Source organism: Nocardia tengchongensis, assembly GCF_054781395.1.
The window spans coordinates 157,668-173,295 of sequence record NZ_BAAGUM010000015.1; the positions used below are offsets into that span (position 1 = coordinate 157,668).

The 15,628-nt window shown below is 70.0% G+C and carries 15 protein-coding genes; 10 read left to right on the top strand and 5 right to left on the bottom strand.

What is annotated here, in order from left to right:
• Nucleotides 1-39: 39 nt before the first annotated feature.
• The 5 genes from tatA to ACYVKL_RS27215 all read left to right on the top strand — a co-directional run bounded on the left by tatA (nucleotide 40) and on the right by ACYVKL_RS27215 (nucleotide 5,559).
• On the top strand, nucleotides 40-312 hold the full coding sequence (tatA, locus tag ACYVKL_RS27195; protein ID WP_033089300.1) for a Sec-independent protein translocase subunit TatA: 273 nt from the start codon (nucleotides 40-42) through the stop codon (nucleotides 310-312).
• Between the two features lie 123 nt (nucleotides 313-435).
• The gene (tatC, locus tag ACYVKL_RS27200) at nucleotides 436-1,410 is read left to right on the top strand and encodes a twin-arginine translocase subunit TatC (protein ID WP_357197489.1); all 975 of its coding nucleotides are present in this window, start codon (nucleotides 436-438) and stop codon (nucleotides 1,408-1,410) included.
• Nucleotides 1,411-1,413: 3 nt separating this feature from the next.
• Nucleotides 1,414-4,107, top strand: coding sequence for a DEAD/DEAH box helicase (locus tag ACYVKL_RS27205; RefSeq protein WP_379165978.1), 2,694 nt, complete (start codon nucleotides 1,414-1,416; stop codon nucleotides 4,105-4,107).
• 112 nt (nucleotides 4,108-4,219) lie between these two features.
• A complete protein-coding gene (locus ACYVKL_RS27210) occupies nucleotides 4,220-4,957 on the top strand; it encodes a DUF4333 domain-containing protein (RefSeq protein WP_379165979.1) in 738 nt (245 codons plus the stop codon).
• Nucleotides 4,958-5,097: 140 nt separating this feature from the next.
• A complete protein-coding gene (locus tag ACYVKL_RS27215) occupies nucleotides 5,098-5,559 on the top strand; it encodes a hypothetical protein (protein ID WP_379165980.1) in 462 nt (153 codons plus the stop codon).
• 53 nt (nucleotides 5,560-5,612) lie between these two features.
• Here ACYVKL_RS27215 and ACYVKL_RS27220 read toward each other — a convergent pair whose 3' ends face one another.
• Together ACYVKL_RS27220 and ACYVKL_RS27225 are read right to left on the bottom strand one after the other, a co-directional pair.
• Nucleotides 5,613-6,257: a lipase family protein gene (locus tag ACYVKL_RS27220; RefSeq protein WP_379166669.1), complete on the bottom strand. Its 645-nt coding sequence runs from the start codon at nucleotides 6,255-6,257 to the stop codon at nucleotides 5,613-5,615.
• Between the two features lie 79 nt (nucleotides 6,258-6,336).
• Complete coding sequence (locus ACYVKL_RS27225) at nucleotides 6,337-7,305, bottom strand: 5'-3' exonuclease (protein WP_379165982.1); 969 nt, start codon at nucleotides 7,303-7,305, stop codon at nucleotides 6,337-6,339.
• 274 nt (nucleotides 7,306-7,579) lie between these two features.
• Between ACYVKL_RS27225 and ACYVKL_RS27230 the strand changes: the two genes are divergently transcribed.
• Nucleotides 7,580-8,707: a M24 family metallopeptidase gene (locus tag ACYVKL_RS27230; protein ID WP_379165983.1), complete on the top strand. Its 1,128-nt coding sequence runs from the start codon at nucleotides 7,580-7,582 to the stop codon at nucleotides 8,705-8,707.
• Here the strand turns inward: ACYVKL_RS27230 and ACYVKL_RS27235 are convergent.
• Nucleotides 8,704-9,843, bottom strand: coding sequence for a serine hydrolase domain-containing protein (locus ACYVKL_RS27235; RefSeq protein WP_379165984.1), 1,140 nt, complete (start codon nucleotides 9,841-9,843; stop codon nucleotides 8,704-8,706). The two genes, ACYVKL_RS27230 and ACYVKL_RS27235, sit on opposite strands and share 4 nt — an antisense overlap.
• Before the next feature lie 193 nt (nucleotides 9,844-10,036).
• Nucleotides 10,037-10,465 carry a PPOX class F420-dependent oxidoreductase gene (locus tag ACYVKL_RS27240; RefSeq protein ID WP_379165985.1) on the bottom strand — a complete coding sequence of 143 codons (429 nt, stop codon included), beginning with the start codon at nucleotides 10,463-10,465 and terminating at the stop codon, nucleotides 10,037-10,039.
• A 67-nt stretch (nucleotides 10,466-10,532) separates the two neighbouring features.
• Between ACYVKL_RS27240 and ACYVKL_RS27245 the strand changes: the two genes are divergently transcribed.
• Together ACYVKL_RS27245 and cbiE are read left to right on the top strand one after the other, a co-directional pair.
• Complete coding sequence (locus ACYVKL_RS27245) at nucleotides 10,533-11,294, top strand: SDR family NAD(P)-dependent oxidoreductase (protein WP_379165986.1); 762 nt, start codon at nucleotides 10,533-10,535, stop codon at nucleotides 11,292-11,294.
• Entirely contained in the window at nucleotides 11,291-12,535 is a 1,245-nt protein-coding gene (cbiE, locus tag ACYVKL_RS27250; protein WP_379165987.1) for a precorrin-6y C5,15-methyltransferase (decarboxylating) subunit CbiE, read from the top strand. The genes ACYVKL_RS27245 and cbiE overlap by 4 nt, the downstream gene beginning before the upstream one ends.
• A 196-nt stretch (nucleotides 12,536-12,731) precedes the next feature.
• On the opposite strand, the gene ACYVKL_RS27255 is transcribed toward cbiE, so the two are convergent.
• Nucleotides 12,732-13,256 (bottom strand): hypothetical protein, encoded by a 525-nt coding sequence (locus ACYVKL_RS27255; protein WP_379165989.1) that lies wholly within the window; start codon nucleotides 13,254-13,256, stop codon nucleotides 12,732-12,734.
• 573 nt (nucleotides 13,257-13,829) lie between these two features.
• Here ACYVKL_RS27255 and ACYVKL_RS27260 point away from each other — a divergent pair.
• Both ACYVKL_RS27260 and ACYVKL_RS27265 read left to right on the top strand, forming a co-directional pair.
• Nucleotides 13,830-14,714, top strand: a complete 885-nt coding sequence (locus ACYVKL_RS27260) for an alpha/beta fold hydrolase (RefSeq protein ID WP_379165990.1) — start codon at nucleotides 13,830-13,832, stop codon at nucleotides 14,712-14,714.
• A gap of 87 nt (nucleotides 14,715-14,801) precedes the next feature.
• Nucleotides 14,802-15,548 (top strand): pirin family protein, encoded by a 747-nt coding sequence (locus ACYVKL_RS27265; RefSeq protein ID WP_379165992.1) that lies wholly within the window; start codon nucleotides 14,802-14,804, stop codon nucleotides 15,546-15,548.
• Nucleotides 15,549-15,628: the final 80 nt, after the last annotated feature.

Below are 15,628 nucleotides of genomic sequence, written 5' to 3' on the forward strand. Positions count from 1 at the left end.
GGTAGCATCGGACTCACCAGAGTCTTTGGAGGTAATGGAATGACAGGCGCCATCAGCCCGTGGCACTTGCTGATCGTTGTGCTGATCTTCTTGCTGTTCTTCGGTTCGAAGCGCATGCCGGACGCGGCCCGCAGCCTGGGTCGCTCGATGCGCATCTTCAAGACCGAGGTCAGCCAGATGCAGAACGAGGGCAAGACGGGCGAGGCCGCTCCCGAGGCCCAGGCCCAGCCGGTGCAGCCGCCGGCGCAGTTGCCGCCCGCCCAGCCGGTGCAGCAGCCCGCGCCGCAGCCGAACGACCAGCAGAAGGCCTGACACGGCCACCATCCGGGATGAGCGTGGCTCATCCCGGATGAGGCGTTGTCCGGGTCCGGGGCGTACCAGTGACGCCCGCGTCTTCTTTGGCCGCACGGCGGAGGCAGTCACACTCACATGCGTATGCGCATCCCGTTCGATCCCCGGCGCAGCAAGCGCCGCACGAACCCCGACGGCACCATGTCCCTGGTGGAGCACCTCGGGGAACTCCGCAAGCGCCTGCTCATCGCGCTGGCCTGGGTCGCTGTCGGCACCCTGTTCGGATTCTTCTGGTACTCGCACTCCCTGTTCGGGATCGAGAGTCTCGGTGAGATCCTGCGCGGGCCCTACTGTGCTCTGCCCTCGTCCTCGCGGGCCAATCTCTCCGCCGACGGCTCCTGCCGGCTCCTGGCGACCGCGCCTTTCGAGCAGTTCACGCTGCGCCTGAAGGTCGGCACCACCGCCGGCGTGGTGGTGGCCAGCCCGTTCTGGCTCTACCAGCTATGGGCGTTCATCACCCCGGGCCTGTACGCCAAGGAACGCAAGTACGCGATCTCCTTCGTGGCGGCCGGGGCGACCCTGTTCGTCGCGGGCGCGGTGCTCGCCTACTGGGTGGTCGCGCACGCGCTCAGCTTCCTGATGACCATCGGCAACAACGTGCAGATCACGGCGTTGTCGGGTGCGCAGTACTTCAGCTTCATCATCAAGCTGCTGGTGATCTTCGGCGTCAGCTTCGAAACCCCCTTGCTCATCGTGGGTTTGAACTTCCTCGGGGTGCTCACCTATGAGCGGCTCACCAAGTGGCGGCGCGGACTGATCTTCGGCCTGTTCGTGTTCGCGGCCATCGTGACCCCACAGGACCCGATCTCCATGCTGGCGCTCGCGCTGGCCCTGACGCTGCTGTTCGAGATCGCGGTGCAGTTCGCGCGCTTCAACGACAAGCGCAAGGCCCGCAACGCCGAGGCCTGGGACAAGCTGGCCGACGACGAGGCATCTCCGCTGGACACCGCCCCCGGCGGCGTCGACGCACCGACCCCGGTGCCGACCGCGGAGCCGGTCAGTGCCACACCGGTGGAGAAAACCACGGGAGTCGTGTCGGATTACTCCGATACCCTCTGACGGGTGACATCAAGGTCGCTCACTGGCGAACTGGCGGCATTCTCCGCCGAACTGAAATTCGAGCTCGATCCGTTCCAGCGGCAGTCGTGCGTAGCGCTCGAGGGCGGGCACAGTGTGCTCGTCTGCGCGCCCACCGGCGCCGGCAAGACCGTGGTCGGCGAATTCGCGGTACACCTGGCACTGGCCGCGGGCGGCAAGTGCTTCTACACCACACCCATCAAGGCGCTGTCGAACCAGAAGTTCGCCGACCTCACCGCCCGCTACGGGCGCGACGAGGTCGGGTTGCTGACCGGTGACCAGTCCATCAATCCCGGCGCGTCGGTGGTCGTGATGACCACCGAGGTGCTGCGCAACATGCTCTACGCGGGATCGGATGCGCTGCGCGGACTTTCGTATGTGGTGATGGACGAGGTGCACTACCTGGCCGACCGCTTCCGCGGCGCGGTGTGGGAAGAGGTCATCCTGCACCTGCCACCCGAGGTGCGCCTGGTCAGCCTATCCGCGACGGTCTCCAACGCCGAGGAGTTCGGCGCCTGGATGGAGACCGTGCGCGGCGACACCGCGGTCATCGTCGACGAGACCCGCCCGGTGCCGCTGTGGCAGCACGTGATGGTCGGCAAGCGCATGTTCGACCTGTTCGACCCGAAGTCCAGCGACGCCAAGGTGGTCGTGGACGAGGATCTGCAGCGCTACATCAAGCACCGCGAATCCGTTGACCGGATGGACAGTTGGGGTGTGCCCGGGCGCGGTCGCGGCGGGCCGCGGCGCTCGTTCCGGCCCATGCCGCGCCCCGAGGTGATCTCGCGGCTCGACGACGAGGGGCTGCTGCCCGCCATCACGTTCATCTTCAGCCGCGCGGGCTGCGACGGCGCGCTGGCCCAGTGCGTGCGCTCGCGACTGGACCTCTCGCGCGAGGACGATCGCGAGGTCGTGGACGCGATCATCGAGAAGCACACCGGGGATCTGCCCAAGAGCGACCTCGAGGTGCTCGGCTACTGGGAGTGGCGCGAGGGGTTGCACCGCGGCTTCGCCGCCCACCACGCCGGCATGCTGCCCGCGTTCCGGCACACGGTGGAAGAGCTGTTCGTGCGCGGGCTGGTGCGCGCGGTGTTCGCCACGGAGACACTGGCACTGGGCATCAACATGCCCGCGCGCACGGTGGTGCTCGAACGCCTGGTGAAGTTCAACGGCGAGAGCCACGCCGAGTTGACGCCCGGGGAGTACACGCAGCTGACCGGGCGGGCCGGGCGGCGCGGCATCGACGTCGAGGGTCACGCGGTGGTGCTGTGGCAGCCCGAGGTGGACACCAGTGCGGTGGCGGGTCTGGCCTCCACCCGCACTTATCCGCTGCGGTCCTCGTTCCGGCCGGGCTACAACATGTCGATCAATCTGGTCGATCGGATGGGCGCGGCGGAATCGCGGGCGCTGCTGGAGCGGTCCTTCGCCCAGTTCCAGGCTGATCGGTCGGTCGTGGGTTTGGTGCGGGGCATCGAACGCAACGAGGCCCAGCTGCGCAAACTGCGCTCGCAGCTCGGCGACGAGAGCTTCTTCGAATACATCCAGCTGCGCGAACGCATCCGGGAACGCGAACGGAACCTGGAACGCCAGGGCCGCACCGACCGCCGCCAAGCCGCGGTCTCCTCGCTCACCGCACTGCGGCGCGGGGACGTGGTGGCGATTCCGTCGGGCCGTCGCCAGGGACTCGCCGTCATCCTGGAACCCGATGCCACACCGGGTGATCCGCGCCCGCTGGTCCTCACCGAGGACAAGTGGGCCGGTCGCGTCTCGTCCGCCGACTTCCCGACCCCGGCCGAATCGCTGGGCCGGCTGCGGCTGCCCAAACACGTGGACCACCGCACCGCCCGGGTGCGCCGCGATCTGGCCTCGGCGCTGCGCAGCACCGGCATCGTCGTGCCGCGCCGCGCTCGCACCGGCGGCAAGTCCAAGGCCGCCGACGACCGCGACCTGCAGACCCTGCGCCGCGCACTGCGCAACCATCCCGCACACGCGCGCCCGGACCGAGAACAGTTGGCGCGCATCGGGGAACGCTACAACCGCCTCGAACGCGAAACCGAACACCTACGCCAGCAGGTGGCGGCCACCACCAACTCCCTGGCCCGCACCTTCGACCGCATCCTCGGGCTGCTCGAGGAACGCGGCTACGTCGAACACGGCGAGGTCACCCAGGACGGACGCCGGCTGGCGCGGATCTACGCCGAGGCGGATCTGGTTGTGGCCGAAAGCCTTCGGCAGGGACTGTGGCGCGGACTCGGCCCGGCCGAGTTGGCCGCGGTGGTGTCGATCCTGGTGTTCGAGTCCCGGCAGGAGGGCGGCTACCTGGGAGCTTCCGGCCCGACCGAGCCGATCCGCCGGGCCGTGGACGCCACTATCGGGGTGTGGTCGCAACTGCGCACCGACGAGTCCCGCCATCGGCTGGCGCCCACCCGCGAACCCGACCTCGGTTTCGTCACGGGCGTCTACACCTGGGCGCGCGGCGACGACCTCGCCGACGCGCTGATGGCCAGTGGCGATCGCGGAAACGCGCTGTCCGCGGGCGATTTCGTGCGCTGGTGCCGCCAGGTCATCGACCTGCTCGACCAGATTCACAACACCGCCGACGACGTCGAAGTGGCCGCGACGGCCAGTAAGGCGGTGCGCGCCATCCGCCGGGGTGTCGTCGCCGTGGACGCGGCGTAGTAGATACGACTGTGCTTTGATTCTTGGATGTACCGACCGCAGCGGGAGCATGCGCGTGTTCCCGCTCGGGGGGCTAGCGTGAGTACAACGGATTGCTATTGGAGGCAAGCAGATGAGCGGCCCGTACGGACCGAATGACGCCCCTGGTCAGGGGGGAGGCAACGATCCGACGCAGCAGTGGAGCGGACAGCAGCCCGCGCCCGGCGCCGGACCGACTCAGCAGTGGGCCGGCCAGCAGCCGGCCCAGCCGACCGCGCAGTGGGGCGACCCCTCGCAGCAGCAGCCCGGGCAGCAGCCGTGGGGTCAGTCCCAGCCGCAGCAGCCGGCCCAGCCGTGGGGACAGTCGCAGCCGCAGCAGCCGGCCCAGCAGTGGGGGCAGAGCCAGCCGCAGTGGCAGCAGCCGCAAGGTGAGCAGCAGTGGGGGCAGTCGCAGCCGCAGTGGCCGCAGCAGGGTCAGCCGGGGCAGCCCGGTCAGCCGGACTGGAACCAGCAGGCCGGGCAGCAGTGGCCGCAGCCGGGTTCGCAGGCGCCAGCGGGTAAGAAGAAGACCGGTCTGATTATCGGGGTGATCGCCGCGGTCGTGGTGGTGCTGGCCGCGGTCGGCGGTGGCCTGGCCTGGCTGTTGAGCAAGGATCAGCTCGACAACAGTGCCGTGCAGTCCGGGGTGCAGAAGGTCCTCAAGGACACCTACGGCATCGACGACGTGCAGGACGTGAAGTGCCCCTCGGGTCAGAAGGTCGAGGTGGACAAGACCTTCGACTGCACCCTCAAGGTGGGTGGCGAGAACAAGAAGGTCACCATCAAGATCACCAAGGATGACGGCACCTACGAGGTCGGCCGCCCGAGCTGATTTTTTTCCGGGGCAATTGTGTTGGGCCCGGGCGCGATTGGAGTCGCGCCCGGGCCTTTCCGTTTGCCAGGGGTTGTCTGAGCGCGTTCGGCGAGTAAGGTTGGCCGGAATCTACTGGTTGTTCGTGATCGGGGGGCTTTGTGAATCTCATCGTCAGGAGCATCGGGCTGACCGCGACCGCACTGGCGGTCGCGAGTGCGGGCCTGGCCACCACGTCCTGCGCCGGGGCTCAGTCCGCGGCCGGTACCGTGGCGAAGCCGGCCGCGGCGTCGTTCGCCGCCACCCAGGCTCCCGCCCCCGTGGTCAACGACTGCATCAGCAACCACACTGTCACGCAACCTTCGAGCATGCTGCTGGCCTGCGGGGACGGCGGCCTCAGCGTCCGTGACATCACTTGGAGCAGTTGGGGTCCCGACACCGCCGAAGGCGACGGCACCGAATTCCGCCGCGTCTGCGAGCCGAGCTGCGCGGCCGGGCACACCGCCAGCGGCGCCACCCACATCACCCTGCGCAAGGTCCAGGACGGCTACTTCACCGAAGCCGTCATCGCCGATCTCGACGGCAAGCCCGAAACCTGGCCGGTGGGACCGATCCGCCACTGACGGCAATAGCCGCCCCTCTCATGGGACGGCCATTATCCAGATCGTGCGGTGTATCAGCAGTTCGGAGTGGTGGGGCGGCCCATGACTCGATCGTCGAGCCACTTGTAGGCGCCGGGCATGCCGGCGAAGGCTTCGCCGACATGGTCGACACCCGGGCCGGCGGCGTACTCGACATCGACGCCGCGGCGGCAGTATTCCTGCACGACACCGGTCATTCCCCAGTCCGGGATGAGGGTGTCGTGGGTGTCGTGGAAGACGTAGAGCGGCATGGACGGCGTGGCCTCGGTGCGCGCCAGCGAGTTCTCCTCGATCACCTGCTTGACGCTGGGCAGTTCGAGGATGTTGCCGACCGTCGAGTACTGGTCCAGGCTGACGCCCTTGGTCTCTGCCAGCAGGTCCGAGAGGCAGCCGTCGGTCAGCGTCTCGGCGAACCCGATGCCCTCAGTGGTGAAATAGTCCTGCGGGCGGATCTGATCCGGGTACTCGCGGGCCAGGCCGAGCAGCGTTCCCCAGGCGGTGAACCCGGCGGCCGGCTGCTTCTCGCTCAGACCGGCGAGGTCACCCGGCACGCCGCCCTCGGCCGCGCCGAGCACGTTCAGTTCGGGCGCGAAGGACCGCTTCAGTTCGGCCGCCCACGCCGTGGCGTGACCGCCGCCGGAGTAGCCGTACATGACGACCGGCGAGTTCGAAAGACCCAGCGGGGCAAAGCAGACGCGCGCAACGTGAAATCAGGTTAGCCCGGCGGTTGCCGGTATCGGTCATCGGCGCGCGCGTGAATCAGCGTGCGGCCATGGCCTTGACGAGGCGTTTGACCGGGCTCTCCGCGTTGTAGGCGGCGGCCAGGGCGGTCAGTCGATCCGGATCCGCCGGGGTGGTGGGCAGGAGGTCCGGGCCGGAGTGGTCGACCTCGGCGTCGCGGACCACCCGGACCACCGGGGCGGCGGCCTTCAGATAGTCGTCGGCGGCAACGAGTTTCGCGCGCACGCCCTTGGCGAGATCGGAATCCGGGTCGGCGGCCGCGGACCGCAGCGCCTCCACCGAGCCGAACTTGGTGATCAGCTGGGCCGCGGACTTGTCGCCGATGCCCGCCACGCCCGGCAGGCCGTCGGAGGCGTCGCCGCGCAGGGTCGCCATGTCGGCGTAGGCGGGGCCCGCATTCTCCTCCGGCACACCGTATTTGGCCGACACCTCGGCCGGGCCCCACAACTCGGCCTTGGCCAGCCCGCGCCCGACATAGAACACCCGCACCGGCGGTGTCGGTGTATCGCGCACCAGCTGCAGCAGATCGCGGTCGCCACTGACGACGATCACCTCGTCGGTGCCCTCCCGCGTGGCGAGCGTCCCGATGACGTCATCGGCCTCCAACCCCGCCGCGCCCGCCGTCGCGATCCCCGCGGCCGCCAGCACCTCCATGATCATGTCGACCTGCGGTGTCAGCGTGTCCGGCACCTCTTCGGCCACCACCCCCGCGACCGGCTCACCGGCATCCTCGGCCACCCGATGCGCCTTGTACGACGGCAGCAGGTCCACCCGGAACTGCGGCCGCCAATCCAGATCCAGGCACACCACCAGCCGGCTCGGCCCGTGCTGCTTGACCAGCGCCGCGATCATGTCGGTGAACCCGCGCAGCGCATTCACCGGCCGCCCGTCGGGCGCGGTGATCTTCTCCGGGATCGCATAGAACGCCCGGAACCACAGACTGGCCCCATCGAGCAGCAGCAGCGGACCGGCGGCAGGGTTGCTCATAGCGCTCGACCCTACCGCCGACCTCCGACACCCCGGTGGATGGCGGTGCGGGGAGTCGGTCTTCGCTGGAACCTGCGGTGCGGCACGGTTGCCGGACGCCGACGCGCGCGGTGGGTGTCAGTGCGGCGCAGCGCACAAGTGACGTGTTCGCGGGGCGAAAGGTGGTCGGGGGCAGGGTGGTCGGGTGACCCGGGGGTGGTGGTACGGGGTGGCGGGGGTGCGAAGTTCGGCGGTGGCTGGAGGGTGGCGGGGTGGGGGAGTAGCGTCGTTGAGCATGAGCTCTCATGACGAGTCACGGTTCGCGGCGGAGGTCTACGGGGCGCGCCTGGAGGCGGCAGCCCGGTTGGCGCGGGATGCGCATCTGGACGCGCTGCTCATAACACCCGGCCCTGACCTGCGGTTTCTCATGGGGTCGCGGGCGCAGTCGTTCGAGCGGCTGACCTGCCTGGTGATCCCGGCCAGTGGGGAGACGCCGTCGGTGGTGATCCCGAAACTGGAACTCGCCTCGCTGCGCGGCTCGGCGGCCGGTGAGCTGGGGCTGCAGATCGTGGACTGGGTGGACGGGGTGGACCCGTATCGCATCGTGCGCAGCGTGCTCAATGCCGGTGCGCGCGTGGCGGTCACCGATGCCATGCCCGCCCTGCACCTGCTGCCCATCGCCGATCAGTTTGGCGCGCTACCGGTTTCGGCCACCCCGCTGCTGCGGCAGCTGCGAATGCGCAAGGACCCCAGCGAGACCGAGGCCCTGCGCCGCGCCGGCGCGGCCATCGACCGGGTGCACGCCCGCATGGGTGAGTTCCTGCGTCCCGGCCGCACCGAGGCCGAGGTGGGCGCCGATATCGCCGCGGCCATCGTCGAGGAGGGCCACACCGAGGCCGACTTCGTCATCGTGGGCAGTGGCCCGCACGGCGCGGACCCGCACCACATGGTCTCCGATCGCGTCATCGAGCCCGGCGACATCGTCGTGATCGACATCGGCGGTCCGGTCGAGCCCGGCTACTTCTCCGACTCCACCCGCACCTACGTGCTCGGTGAGCCCGACGAGGAGGTGGCCGCCCAGTTCGCCGAACTGGAACGGGCCCAGGCCGCCGCGGTCGCGGCCGTGCGGCCCGGCGTCACCGCCGAATCCGTCGACGCCGCCGCCCGCGACGTGCTCGCCGCCGCCGGTCTGGCCGACTATTTCGTCCACCGCACCGGCCACGGCATCGGCCTGTCCGTGCACGAGGAGCCCTACATCGTGGCGGGCAACGACCTCGTCCTCGAGGAGGGCATGGCCTTCAGCATCGAGCCCGGCATCTACTTCCCGGGCCAGTGGGGCGCCCGCATCGAGGACATCGTCATCGTCACCGCGGACGGCTGCGAGTCGATGAACAAGCGCCCGCACGGCCTGACGCCCCTCTAGGCCGCGTAGAGCCAGAAGTCGCGCATGATCTGCTCCGGCACCGGGCTGTCCGCGGCCACCTGGGTCAGCAGGATGGCGACGGTGCCGGTGGCGGGGACGATGTGCGCGCTGGTGCCGGTGCCGCCGACCCAGCCGTAGCGGCCCGGCGTGTTCCACGGATCGCGGCGCTCGATGTCGACCGATCCGCCGCAGCCCCAGCCCTGGCCCTCCAGGAAGAGATCTCCGAAGGCCCGTTGGGTCGCGGTGGTGTGGTCGGTGGTCATCAGGCGGACGGCATTGGCGGACAGCAGCTTCCGGCCGTCCGGGGTGAGTCCCTCGGCGAGTAGCAGCCGCGCGAAGCGCAGCCAGTCGCCCGCGGTGCCCGCCAGGCCGCCGTGTCCCAGCGGGAAGGCCGATGCTGTGCTCCACTGGCCGTCCGGGGCGTCGGCGAGTTCGAGGCCGGCATCGCCGCGACGGTAATAGCTGGTGAAGCGGTCACGCTTCGCGGTCGGGACGGTGAAACCGGTGTCCGCCATGCCCAGTGGCTCGAACAGTCGCTCGGCGAGGAATTCGGGCAGGGTCCGCCCGGACGCGCGGGCGACGAGCGCGCCCTGCAGTGTGGAGCAGGTGTCGTAGAGCCAGGCGGTGCCGGGCTGGGTCAGCAGCGGCAAGGCCGCCAGTTCCGCGAGCCATGCGTCCATCGCCGGGTAGCTCTGCGGCTCCCGGCCGTCCCGCTGCACCGGGAACAGCGCCTGCACCGCGGGCAACTCGAAATCGCTCGCCCAGCCGTAGCCGGCCCGGGAGGTGAGCAGGTCGAAGACGGAGATCGGGCGATGCGCGGGCACCACCTCGTCGAGGGGACTGCCCGGGGTGCGGACCACCCGGGGGTGGGTCAGTTCGGGCAGCCACGGGGCGATCGGGTCGTGCAGCCCGAACACCCCGTCCTCGACGAGCATCAGCACCGCCGCGGCGGTCAGCGGCTTGGTGATCGACGCCCAGCGGAACAACGAATCCGGGGTCATCGCCACCGCGCTGCCCGCGTGGGCCGACCCGACGGCGGCGGTCTCCACCCGGTCGCCACGCGCGATCAGGCCGACCGCACCGGGGACGCCGCCGGAGTCGACGTGTGCCTGCAACAGTTCTCGGAGCGTGGACATGGTTCTCCCTCTCGGATGCGCACTCTGGAGAAGGGACGTGCCGGGCGCCGGAAAGTAATCGGCCGCGCCCGGACCCGGACCGCGAGGATCCGACCGCGATCATCTCCGTGAGCCGTGAGCCGTGAGCCGTGAGCCGTGAGCCGTGAGCCGTGAGCCGGGAGCCGGGAGCCGGGAGTCTCGGCTCTGCGGCAGATCAGTGGCCGGCGGCGGGGCTGTCTCCCTTGAAGACGCTGCTGGCGAGGACACGCTGGACATCGATGGCGATGACGACGCGGGTCGGGTTCTCGCGGGGCTGGCGGTAGCGGCCGGCGTAGCGGTCGACGGCGTCGGCCACCGCGGCCGGGTCGTCGAGGACGGTGGCGGGGCCTTCGAGGGTGATCCAGCGGGGGCCGTCGACCTGGCTCACCGCCGCGTAGCCGGAGCGGCGCACATTGTTGACCTTCACCGATCCGTCGTTGGTGATGATGCGCGCGATCCCGGCCTCGGGGTCCCAGGTGAAGCCGACGGCGACGACGTGCGGGGTGCCGTCGGCGCGCAGGGTGGACAGGGTGGCCAGGTGGCGCTCGGTGACGAAGTCGGCGGCGGCGGGGGACAGTTCGGGGCGTGCGGCGGTGCTGGTCATGATTCGACGCTAGCAATCCACCGTCGGGGGCTCCGGACGGCGGGGCGTGGGTGGCAATATGTGGGCCATGGGTTTCGGATCGCGGGACGTCGACAAGGGCGTCGTACTGGTGCTGGGTGGGCGCAGTGAGATCGGGCTGGAAGTGGCGCGCCGGCTGTCGCCGGGCCGGGTGGTGATTCTCGCCGCGCGCGGCGCCGACCGGTTACAGGCGCAGACCAAGGAGTTGCTGATCGCGGAGGCCGCCGCGGTGCACTGCGTCGAGTTCGACGCCGACGACATGGCCTCGCACCAGCCGCTGCTGGAGAAGATCATCGCCGAGTACGGCAATATCGGCGTCGCGGTGGTGGCATTCGGCATTCTCGGGGATCAGGCTCGCGCCGAGCAGGATCCGGAACACGCCGTCGAGATCGTGCAGACCGATTTCGTGGCCCAGGTCAGCGTGCTGACCAGTCTGGCGAACCTGCTGCGCGAGCAGGGCGACGGGCAGATCGTGGTGTTCAGTTCCATCGCGGGCGTGCGCGTCCGGCGCGCCAACTATGTGTACGGGTCGGCCAAGGCGGGCCTGGACGGTTTCGCCACCGGCCTGCAGATGGCCCTCGAGGGCAGCGGCGTGCACCTGCTGATGGTGCGTTCCGGCTTCGTCATCGGCCGCATGACCGCGGGCATGAAGCCGGCGATCATGTCCAGCACCCCCGATCAGGTGGCCGACGCGGTGGTGGCGAGCCTGTACCGGCGCGCCCGCAATGTCGATGTGCCGCGCCGGATCCGGCTGCTGTTCACGGCCATGCGATTCACCCCGTACGCCGTGTGGCGGCGGGCCCGTCGATGACCGACACCCCGCTGCCGTCGCTCCCGATTCCGGTGATCGGAATCGGGGCCGACGGCTGGGACGGTCTGGGCGGCCCGGCGCGGCGTGCGATCGCCGCCTGCGAGGTATTGCTCGGTTCCGCACGGCAATTGGCGTTGATCCCCGAGGGTGAGACCGGCGCCGAACGCGTGCCGTGGCCTTCGCCGCTGGTGCCCGCGCTGCCGGGGCTGCTGCAGCGGTATGCGGGCCGCAAGCTCGGTGTCCTCGCCAGCGGTGACCCCATGTTCTTCGGCATCGGCGTGACCTTGACGAAACTGGTCGGGGCGCAAGCCTTGCGGGTGCTGCCGCAGCCGTCGTCGGTGTCGCTGGCGTGTGCCCGGCTCGGATGGGCGCTGGACGCGACCCCTGTGGTGAGCGCTGTCGGGCGGCCGGTGGAGACCGTGCTCCCGGAATTGTCCGGTGGCCGTAGGCTTCTCGTCCTGAGCTCCGACGAGCACACCCCGGCGTCGGTGGCCGCGTTGCTGGCGCGCAATGGATTCGGCGAGTCGGCCCTCACGGTTCTGGAGCAGTTGGGCGGACCCGGCGAACGCGTCCTGACCGGTTCGGCCGCGCATTGGGAGCATCCCGCCGGGGACGCGTTGAACATCGTCGCCATCGGCTGTGTCGCCGACCCGGCGGCCGCGCGCCTGACCCGCATCCCCGGCCTGCCGGACGAGGTTTACGGCGGTGACGGTCAGCTCACCAAGTCCGAGGTGCGCGCCCTCACCCTGTCCGCTCTCGCTCCCGCGCCCGGCGAACTGCTGTGGGACGTCGGCGGCGGTTCGGGCACCATCGCGATCGAATGGTGCCGCACCGACTCGTCCTGCCGCGCGGTCACCTTCGAACGCCTGGAAAGCCGCCGCAAGCAGATCGCCGAGAACGCCGCGGAGCTCGGCGTCCCGGCCGTCGGCGTGCACGGCGCGGCCCCGGCCGCCTTCGCCGACCTGCCCGCGCCGGATGCGATCTTCATCGGTGGCGGCCTGACCCAGCCCGGCATGTTCGACGCCTGCTGGTCCCGCCTGCGCCCCGGCGGCCGCCTGGTCGCGAGCGCGGTCACCGCCGAATCCGATGCCCTGCTGCTGCAACTGGCCGACCGCCACGGCGGCGCCCTGCGCCGCTTCCAGATCTACCGCGCCGAACCACTCGGCGGTTTCACCGCGTGGCGCCCCCAGCTCCCGGTCACCCAGTGGGCCGTCGTGAAGCCCACTGCGGCGCAAGGCTGAACGGGCTGGAAGCCGTTCGGGCTCCGGAGTTGGACAGGAACCGCGTGTCGGGCCACACGAGAAGCGCGCGCGGCGGCCTTCGATTGCGGCACGTCCCCGGCCGCCTGGTGGTCGGAGGCGTTGGCGGGGCGGGGGCCGCACCGCGGTGTCATCCGTGTCGATGGGTGGGTGTTACCGGATCACGCCCGCGAGGGCGTCAGCCGACCGGGGGCATGAGGGCGAGGGGGCCGGGTTCGAAGACGGTGACGAGGACGACGAGGTTGCCGTAGGGGGCCGAGCCGTTGGCGAGGCGGTGGGCGGCGCGGGCCAGGGACATGCGCCAGCCGTATTTGGCCTCGATGTCGGCCTGGATCTTGGCGACGAAGGCCTCCGTGCTGACCAGGCTGGCGTGGCCCATCAGCTGCCGGCTGCCGACCGAGGGGTTGCCGCGCCAGTCGCCGGGCTGTACCAGTACGCGATTGTCGTGGGCGAGCTGCTCGGCCTCCGCGGCGTAGGACGAGACCCGGAACGCGAGCCCGTTGTCACCGAACGGGATGACCAGTCGTGGCGCGGTCACCAGCTTTCGGTCTCCCAGGGCCCGGGTGACGAGCGCGGTTTTCGCGTCCTGCCAGACCGCGGCGGGTCCGGTCGCCGCCGCCTCGATCGTTATGGCCGCCGGTGTCGCCGTGGGTCGCGCGAACTGGGTGCGGGCGGGCGCCGCGCCGATCGTCATGTCGGTCATCGCCTTCGATCCTTCCGTGCCGATTCCACTGCCGGGCTCGGTGCCGGACGCGCGGCGAACCGGTGCGTCCACACACCACACAGAGTTTGCCGCACATTCGCTCATCAGGCGGCGACCTTGCAACTGTCGGCCGCTCCGCCTCATCGGCGCAAGCGCGACACACGGGGCCGCCCATTGAGTTTCACCACTTGTCACATGTGGGCCACGTTGTCCCAACGCATCTCGACAACGCCGAACCCTCTCAACCGATAGTCCCGGCGTTTCGCGATTCTGGCAACGTCACTGGTCAGACGGGTCTGGATATGTAGCCGAGAAGTCGCTCGCCCCGGCCTCGGTGCGCCGCAGGCACATCCGCGACAGCTTCGGGCCCGACCGGCTGACCTGCGTACCGGGCAAGATCCGCATAGGTCCGCGAGGAGCGGTCCACGCCTCGCGTGCCATGCCGCCGCGCGGTACAGAGCGGTCTGTGAACCGAAGCCTGTCGAGTGCGTGATCGGGGCCGAATTGCCTTCGCGCCGTGTGGAACAAGTCTGTTTGACCTGTTGGGGGCCGGTTTCGCCTAGGCTGACGCCCGTGAGTGCTGCCGTGTCGCGAACGATTGCTTTGCCGCACTGCCGGGTGAGTTACGCCGAGTACGGTGCGGAGAATGGGATGCCGGTGCTGTACTGCCACGGCGTACCTGGAACGCATGTGGAGGGTGAGGCGTTCCACGACGCCGGACAGGCGGCCGGGGTGCGCGTCATCGCGGTGGACCGGCCGGGCATGGCGCAATCGTCGCTACCGGCGGGGGAGCAGGTCGCGGACTGGGCGGCCACTGTGGCCGCGCTCGCGGACCAGTTGGGCCTGAACCGTTTCGGCGTGATCGGCGTGAGCGGCGGTGGACCGTTCGCCCTCGCCATCGCGGCCCGCCTGCCCGATCGGGTGACCGGCGTGGCCCTCGTGTCCGCGCCCGCCCCGTCGAGCGAGCAGCCCGACGCCGAGGAACTGGACTCGGTCGCGTTGCGCCGGCGCAAGGGCCTGAACGTCTTGCGCCGCGTCCCTTTTCTCGTGCATCCGATGGCGCTGGAGATGTCGGTGGTGATCCGCCGCCGCAATGGCGTGGCGGGTCTGGTGTCGCAGATGGCGCCGGTGGACCGTAGTCGCGTGGAGGCCGACCCGGAGTTGTCCGCCAAGCTCGACGTCAACCTCCGTCGGAGTTTCGAGCAGGGCAGTCGCGGTTTCGCCGCCGACATCCGTCTGGTCTTCACCCGCGCCTGGGGCTTCGACCTGCACGAGGTGCGGGTGCCGGTGCAGGTCTGGCACGGCGACGCCGACGGTAATGTCCCCGCCGCCGACGCCCGGCGACTGGCCGCCGCGCTGCCGCAGGCCCACCTGCACGTGGTGCCCGGCGCGGGTCATCTCCTCTTCGTGGATCGCGCCGCCGACATCCTGGCCTCCCTGCGCACCGAGGCGCTGTGAGCCGGATCGCCCGGCCGTAGCGTCCGGGAATGCCCGGGTTGCCGTGCCGCTTACAGCAGCGGGAGGGATCGGCTCTGGAGGCGAACGATGGCGGTGAGTGAGGCGGCGGTCCGGGTGGTGCCCGGCCCCGAGCGCGGGCACTGGTGGAACGAGTGGCTCGATTCCAAGCAGTCGTTCCCGGCCACCGGCAATTTCGACCTGGTGGCGAACGCACACGGTGTGCTCATGATCCACAACGAGGACGTGGTCGACCCCGGCGAGGGTTTCGACACCCATCGGCATCGGGACATGGAGATCGTGACCTGGGTGCTCGAAGGCACTGTCGTGCACCAGGATTCGGCGGGCCATTCGGGTCTGATCCATCCCGGCATGGCGCAGCGGATGAGCGCGGGCACCGGGATCCTGCATTCGGAACGCAATGGCGCGGGCCGCGCCGAGCGCGAGCGCCTGCACGTGGTGCAGATGTGGGTGCCGCCGCACGAGCCCGGGGTGACGCCCGGCTATCAGGAACTCGATATCGCCGCGGAGCTGACCGGAAACTCGCTGTTCACCGTCGCGTCCGGCCTGCCTCGCGACCGGGACCGGACCGCCATCACCATCGGCAACAAATACGCGGCGTTCCATGTGGCGAGACTCGAGCCGGGGCATTCTGTGCTGATTCCGGACGCCCCCTTCGGCCACGTGTTCGTGGCGCGGGGCAGTGTCGAGTTCGAGGGTTCCGGCGTACTGACTCAGGGCGACGCCGTCCGCCTGACCGCGACCGGTGGCCATCGGGTGACCGCTGTCGAGCCGAGTGAACTGCTCGTGTGGGAGATGCACGCGAGTTTCGCGTGAGTGCCCTCCGGGCCATGCACAGACCGCTCCGACCGGGTGGAAAACGCCCGGCAAACGCATCGCGACACGCCGGAGCGATC